The organism is [Mycobacterium] manitobense, assembly GCF_025821665.1.
GTDB classification, from domain to species: domain Bacteria; phylum Actinomycetota; class Actinomycetes; order Mycobacteriales; family Mycobacteriaceae; genus Mycobacterium; species Mycobacterium arseniciresistens.
In genome coordinates, this window is the sequence record NZ_JACKSJ010000164.1 from 23,028 (window position 1) to 29,038 (window position 6,011).

8 protein-coding genes are annotated in these 6,011 nt (G+C 66.6%); 3 read left to right on the forward strand and 5 right to left on the reverse strand.

The genetic code is table 11. The features are described from left to right. Positions 1-19 precede the first annotated feature (19 nt). Positions 20-508 (reverse strand): SseB family protein, encoded by a 489-nt coding sequence (locus H7I41_RS20115; protein ID WP_264014381.1) that lies wholly within the window; start codon positions 506-508, stop codon positions 20-22. Positions 509-679: 171 nt separating this feature from the next. On the opposite strand from H7I41_RS20115, the gene H7I41_RS20120 reads away from it, so the two are divergent. Beyond that, a complete protein-coding gene (locus H7I41_RS20120; RefSeq protein WP_264014382.1) occupies positions 680-1,759 on the forward strand; it encodes an alpha/beta fold hydrolase in 1,080 nt (359 codons plus the stop codon). A gap of 59 nt (positions 1,760-1,818) precedes the next feature. Continuing rightward, positions 1,819-2,304: a cupin domain-containing protein gene (locus H7I41_RS20125; protein ID WP_264014383.1), complete on the forward strand. Its 486-nt coding sequence runs from the start codon at positions 1,819-1,821 to the stop codon at positions 2,302-2,304. Positions 2,305-2,316: 12 nt separating this feature from the next. Here the strand turns inward: H7I41_RS20125 and H7I41_RS20130 are convergent, their stop codons facing one another. The 4 genes from H7I41_RS20130 to H7I41_RS20145 all read right to left on the reverse strand — a co-directional run bounded on the left by H7I41_RS20130 (position 2,317) and on the right by H7I41_RS20145 (position 5,158). Beyond that, a complete protein-coding gene (locus H7I41_RS20130) occupies positions 2,317-2,643 on the reverse strand; it encodes a hypothetical protein (protein WP_264014384.1) in 327 nt (108 codons plus the stop codon). A 132-nt stretch (positions 2,644-2,775) separates the two neighbouring features. Beyond that, the gene (locus H7I41_RS20135) at positions 2,776-3,204 is read right to left on the reverse strand and encodes a DUF4383 domain-containing protein (RefSeq protein WP_264014385.1); all 429 of its coding nucleotides are present in this window, start codon (positions 3,202-3,204) and stop codon (positions 2,776-2,778) included. Positions 3,205-3,290: 86 nt separating this feature from the next. Continuing rightward, entirely contained in the window at positions 3,291-3,953 is a 663-nt protein-coding gene (locus H7I41_RS20140; RefSeq protein ID WP_264014386.1) for a response regulator transcription factor, read from the reverse strand. Further along, complete coding sequence (locus H7I41_RS20145; protein WP_264014387.1) at positions 3,950-5,158, reverse strand: sensor histidine kinase; 1,209 nt, start codon at positions 5,156-5,158, stop codon at positions 3,950-3,952. Before H7I41_RS20145 ends, H7I41_RS20140 begins: the two co-directional genes overlap by 4 nt. 132 nt (positions 5,159-5,290) lie before the next feature. Here H7I41_RS20145 and H7I41_RS20150 point away from each other — a divergent pair, with 132 nt between their 5' ends. After that, positions 5,291-5,671, forward strand: a complete 381-nt coding sequence (locus tag H7I41_RS20150) for a hypothetical protein (RefSeq protein WP_264014388.1) — start codon at positions 5,291-5,293, stop codon at positions 5,669-5,671. Positions 5,672-6,011: the final 340 nt, after the last annotated feature.

The window sequence follows — 6,011 nt, forward strand, 5'->3', positions numbered from 1 at the left end:
ACGATGATCGACCGATACCCTACGCACGCAACTCGCCATCGATCTCGCTGCGCGGCAGCGCGATCCACGGCCCTGCCGGATCGATCACCAAGCCGCCGTATCCATCTGACCGCATCTTGCGTAACACCGCTGAAACCGACATCGCGGCTACCGCATCGGAGGGGCTGTAGGCGACCACCTCCGGCGCACCGGTGAAACCCAACAGCGCCGAAGACCCATCGGCAAGGGTCGTCGACCGGACACCGATCTTGCCCGGCACACTCCGATCATCAGCGGCCAGCAGCAGCGGCCCATCGTCACGCAGCACGTCCACCTCGCTGCGGCGCTCTGCCTGTCGGGCGGCGAATCTCACGAGGGCGTCCTTCAACGGGCCATTGCGCGGATTGCGCAGCGCGAAGTCGACCTCACCCGGGGCCAACGCACACGTAGGACCCGCTGGGTCGAGGTACACCCACCCATCCCCCTGCTGTCGCGCAAGCTCCAAGGCGCCAACTGCCGGGGTGACCATCGACTGCGTCCGAGTGCCTGGCGGATGCAGTCGCGCGATCTGCTCATTGCTGGCCAGATTTGGCACGCACCGCGATGCCGCAGCCTCGGCGCAATCCGCGCTCGATGCCCCTCCGCACAGCTAGGCTGGCGTCGGCACGCTGCTCCGTGCGTAGCCAGTTGCGAGGTCCCGGTGCCTGAGACACGGTATGCGCTCAGCGGCGATGTCCATGTCGCCTTCCAAATGATGGGCGACGGCCACACCAACCTGGTTTACATTCCCGGTTGGGTATCGCATCTCGAGCTCGAACTGGAAAACGGGCTGTCGCGGCTGTTCTACGAAACGCTGGCGTCGTTCACAACGCTGGTCCGTTTCGACAAGCGCGGTACCGGGATGTCGGACCGGATAATCGGCACGCCTTCGCTGGAGGAACGGATGGACGACATCCGCGCCGTGGTCGACGCCGCTGGTATCGAGCGCGCGTCGCTGTTCGGGTTTTCAGAGGGTGGAACCATGGCTGCGATCTTCGCAGCGCGGCACCCCGACCGCGTCGAGAAATTGGTCCTGTTCGCCAGCCACGCCGGCAAGGTCACCGGCAGCCCTGATTTCCCGTGCGGCTACGAGTCCGAGCAGAAAATTCACTGGCTCGAGGACGTCATCCAAACACGCTGGGGTGCAGGTGATTCCCTGGAGCACCTGGCTCCGTCATTGTGGAGGCATCGACAGGCCGATCGAGCCAGGGCCGGAATGGCCCGCTTCGAGCGCATGGCGGCTTCCCCCGGCACAGCCCTGGCACTGTTCCGCGCCAACATCGAAAACGATGCCAGGTCAGTGCTGCCCCTGGTCGAAGCCCCCACGCTGGTGTTGCATCGAGCGGGTGACCGCTTCGTTCACCCTTGCAACGGCGAGCACCTGGCGGCGACAATCCCCGACGCCCGCCTGATCGTCGTGGACGGCGACGATCACCTGCCGTACGTCGGCGACACGACGGCCGTCCTGCGAGAGGTGGAGCGGTTCCTCGTTGGCACAACGCACCACGCGGAAAGGCTTCGAGGCCGCCCCGGTGTCGTCGGCGATCCTCTGATATCGCTGAGTCCCGCGGAGCTGCGGGTCGCCGAATGCGTCGCACAGGGGATGGCCAACCCTGCGATCGCAAAGACCCTGCATCTGTCGCGACACACCGTGGAATCTCACCTGAAACGGATTTACGCCAAGCTCGGCGTGACCCGCATCCAGCTTGCCGCGGTCATCACCGCAGGGACCAACCGCTAGCCTCAAGATTGGCCGAGTTCGGGGATGTGCTCACGGGTTGCCGCTCGAATACTCAACCCATGAGTATCGACAATCACCTGCACGTCGGGTCGTACCTGCATCTGAACCGCGACGGCGGTGAGCGCCTGAAGTTTCTGGGCGACAGCACCATGCGTCTCAAGATCGACGGCACCGACACCGGCGACGCATTGACGTTTTACGAGTACCTCTCCGAACCTGGTGTCACTGGCCCTCCTCAACACATCCATCACGGCCACGACGAGACCTTCTACGTCGTTGAGGGCACCTTTGAGTTCGCCTTCGGCACCGAGCAGGTGAGCGCCGAACCCGGTGCTTTCCTCTACGTCCCGCGTGGCCGGCCCCACACCTTCCGAAACTCCGGGCATGGGCCGGGCCGCATCGTTGGCACGTTCGCACCGGCCCGCTTCGCCGAGTATTTTCGCGAACTCGCCGAGATCATCGAACGCACCGGCGGCCCGCCCGATCGGGCGCAGTGGGCCGGGCTCTACGGCCGCTACGACACCACCTTCCTCGACGAAGCGTAGCGCCGACGTCACCTATGCCGGCTTGCCGCAGATCTCCTCAGCCGCCATCGGGTCGATGACGCTCATCATCAGCTCCTCGTGCTGTGGGCAGACGTGGTGAACAGCGGTCAGCAACACCAACGCCCCGTCAATTTCGTCGAGGCGTCCGTCGACCAGGTCGGCCATCCCTCCGAACACCCCGTCTTCGGTGGGATCGGCGTTGATGGCGCTGCACAGTTGCTCTGCCGACGACTCGATGACCGGCATGGGTGTCGCCGGGTTGGCTTGCGCCACAGCCGAGCCGGCAAGAATGGCCACGGCGCCGACGGCTACGGTGCAGACGATCGAAATCTGGTTCATGGCGCTTCCCTTCCTCGCTTCCGGGTGGTGTCACCCAGGAATCGATCGTCTCGCCGATTCGTATCGCGGCTGCGAGTAGTACGGCACTCGATTTAGGCGGCTCGCAGGCCGTCGACTACTCACGACAACCGCTCAGCCCCGCAGGTCCGCCAGCGATTTCCTGATGCCGCCGTCGAGCACGATCTGCACCGCGGCGACCCCGATCATCACCGTGGCGGTCACCACGTGAATCACCGCGTCGGTCACGTTGTTCGGGAATGTGAAGACGTAAGCGACCTGCTGGGAGAAGAACGCCCAGATCCCCGGCAGCCCAGCGGCCACCGCGCCGACGAGCAGGTACAGCACCGACCATGACTTGCGCATCGCGAACACCAGCCCGGGTCCGAACAGCGCGACGCCGGCGAGCGCGTGCCAGCCGTTGTAGTCCATCCCGAGGATCTGAACGGTCGGCGCGCCGGGTCCGGTGGCGAAGCTGGGTTCGGCGATGAACCCGATGACCGCCTGGATCAGGTGCAGCACACAGATGATCAGCAGTCCGACTTGAGCGAAACTCCACCGCATGGCGCGCCTCCCCTGCCCTCTGAATCGGATACTACGCGCTGTAGTAGTCGATGCCAATGCCCTACCGGAAGCACTTCGAAAGGAGGTCAGTTCGGGGAAACGATCCCGTGGTCGTAGGCATAGACGATCGCCGCCGCCCGGTCGCGCAGACCGAGCTTGAAGAAGATGCGGCCGATGTGACTCTTGACCGTCACACCGGAGATGAACAGCTCGTCGGCGATCTCGCCGTTCGACCGTCCCCGGGCGATCAACGTCAACACATCGAGTTCGCGGGACGTCAGGTCGGTGGCGACCGGTTCGTGCGGCGACTGCGCCGCACCGCGATACACGTTCAGCACCCGTGAGGTCACCGCCGGATCGAGATAGCTGTCACCCCGGGCAACGGCGCGTACGGCGTGGATCAGCTCCTCGGCCGACGAGTCTTTCAACACGAATCCCGCTGCGCCGGCGCGTAACACACCGGAGAGCAGGTCGTCGTCGTTGAACGTCGTGAGGGCGAGCACCGGTGGCCCACCGCCGCTGGTGAGCAGTCGGGTGGCCTCGATGCCGTCGACCCGCTTCATCCGCAGATCCATCACCACGACGTCGGGCCGGTGCTGCTCGACCGCATCGAGCACCTCGTCGCCGTCCGAGCATTCGGCCACGACCACGATGCCGTCCTTGCGACGAAGGATCCGCCGCAACCCCGAACGCACCAATTCCTGGTCGTCCACCAGCAGTGCGGTGATCTCCGCCGTCTCGTGGCTCACAGCGGGCAATGCCTCGGCGACCGGCCGGTGTTCCCGTCGGCCAGTGGGATGTCGGCCCGCACCGACCAGGCGCCTCCGGACGGTCCGGCATCGATCCGCCCACCCAGCAGTTCGACGCGCTGGCGCATCCCCTGCATGCCGCGGCCCTCCCCCGGGCACGCGGCGCCGACGGTGACCGGGATGTCGTTGGTGACCGTCAGCAGCGCGTGGTGGGCGGTGATGGTGAGCGCGACATGACACCGGGCGTCCGCGGCGTGTTTGGCGACGTTCGCCAGCGACTCCTGGGTGATCCGGTACAGCGCCAGGCCGACGGCGGCGGTCACCCGGTCCAGCGGGCCGTCGACGACGAGATCCACCTGCACGCCGGCGCGGGCGAAATCGTCGACCAGGCCGCAGATGTCGGCGACACCGGGTTCGGGCGCCGTCTTCACCGTGGCGGTGTCCAGCAGCCCGACGGTGCGGCGGATGTCGGCCATCGCCTGGCGACCGAGCTGCTCGGCCTGCTCGAGCGCCTCGACGGCATCGTCGACGTCACGGTCCTCCTGCAGTCCGCGGCGGGCGCCGGTGACGTGCAGCAGGGTGATGGACAGCGAATGGGCGATCACGTCGTGCACCTCGCGGGCGATGCGGCGGCGTTCCTCACCGGCGGCCATCTCGGCGAGCCGGGCCTGTGCCTGCTGCTGCTGGATCAGCAGCTGGCTCTGACCGTTCATCAGATACCCCACCAGCCAACCGATCCCGACGAAACTCAGGTACAGCGGCAGCGAGTCGACGCGACCAGCCGCGGACGCCACCAGCAGCAGAACCGCCGCTGCCGACGCCGCCAGGAATCCGCCTGTCATCGCCGTCAATGCGCCCACCACACCAACCATCAGGCCCAGCAGCAGCGGCGCGAAGTCGTCGGCGACCGGACCCGAGGTGGCGAACAGAAAGATTCCGGTGGCCGCCGTCCATGCGACGCACAGCGCGAATCCCTCGTGCTTGGGCCCGAACGTGAAGAAGCACAACCACGGCGTGAGCGACACGACAAGCGCGACGACGGCGATCGGCAAATCGGACAGCGGACGCTGCAGCGCCGCCACGAGGCCGACGCCCAGCATCGTGGCGTCCACGGCCATCACGAATCGCCACGTGTAACCGAGCGGAATCATCTCGGCCCCGCGGCGGAGGCATCTCCGCAGGTAGCGCTCAGCCTGACGCGGCATCGTGCCATCGTAGAAGAGTCGGTCGCGCGCGTACATCATCCCGTGGTCGGCATCTGTCGTCCTACCACGGTCGCAGAGACGATCGACCCGCAGCACGACGCGTACGCCCGTACCAGTTCGTAGCGTCGAGACATGACATGGTCACAGTTGCACGAACGCATGGCCTTCATGGCTGATCTCATCGAACAGGCCACCGTCGACCCGCAAGGGGCACTCGACCTCGACGACCGTGCCATTGAGGTGACGCGCCTCTTCGGCGACGAGCAGGGGCTGCTGCTGTCGCTTCGGCACCGCTGGATGACGATGCTGGCGGCCCGGCTCGACCAGGCGGTGCACGACGACTTCCCCGCCGAGCAGGCCCACGCCGAACTGATGGCGAGCCACCCCGGGTTGCGCGCGCTGCTCGACGCCGCGGCCCGGCGCTCGGTCCGGATGCGCGGCCTGCAACGCGGCGAGCAGCGGATCATCGACATCCACTCGAGCCCGGACACGAGCCGCCGAACAGTCGCCTGACCTCCACGTCGGCTCGCCAAAGCGTCACTGTGACAATTCATCCCGGTTCCGCTCGAGCCGGAATGTGTGCACAATAGGTCGTCTGAAACCCCCGGACGACAGGAGCGATCTTGGCCGCTGTGTTGGCGCCCCCGTCAGGTCAGTACCGGACTCGGGGACGACACAGGAAGCCACCCTCGCATCGGCAGCAGTTCGTCAGGCGCTGCGTGGCCGGCGGCGGGGTCACCGCACTGCTGGCCGGCGCCCTCGTGCTGGGCGGCCTCGTGATCACGTGGCCGATGAAGGCGGCGGGGCCGATGACCGGGCCCCGTCCGGCGCCGACGGCGACGGCGGCGCCGCC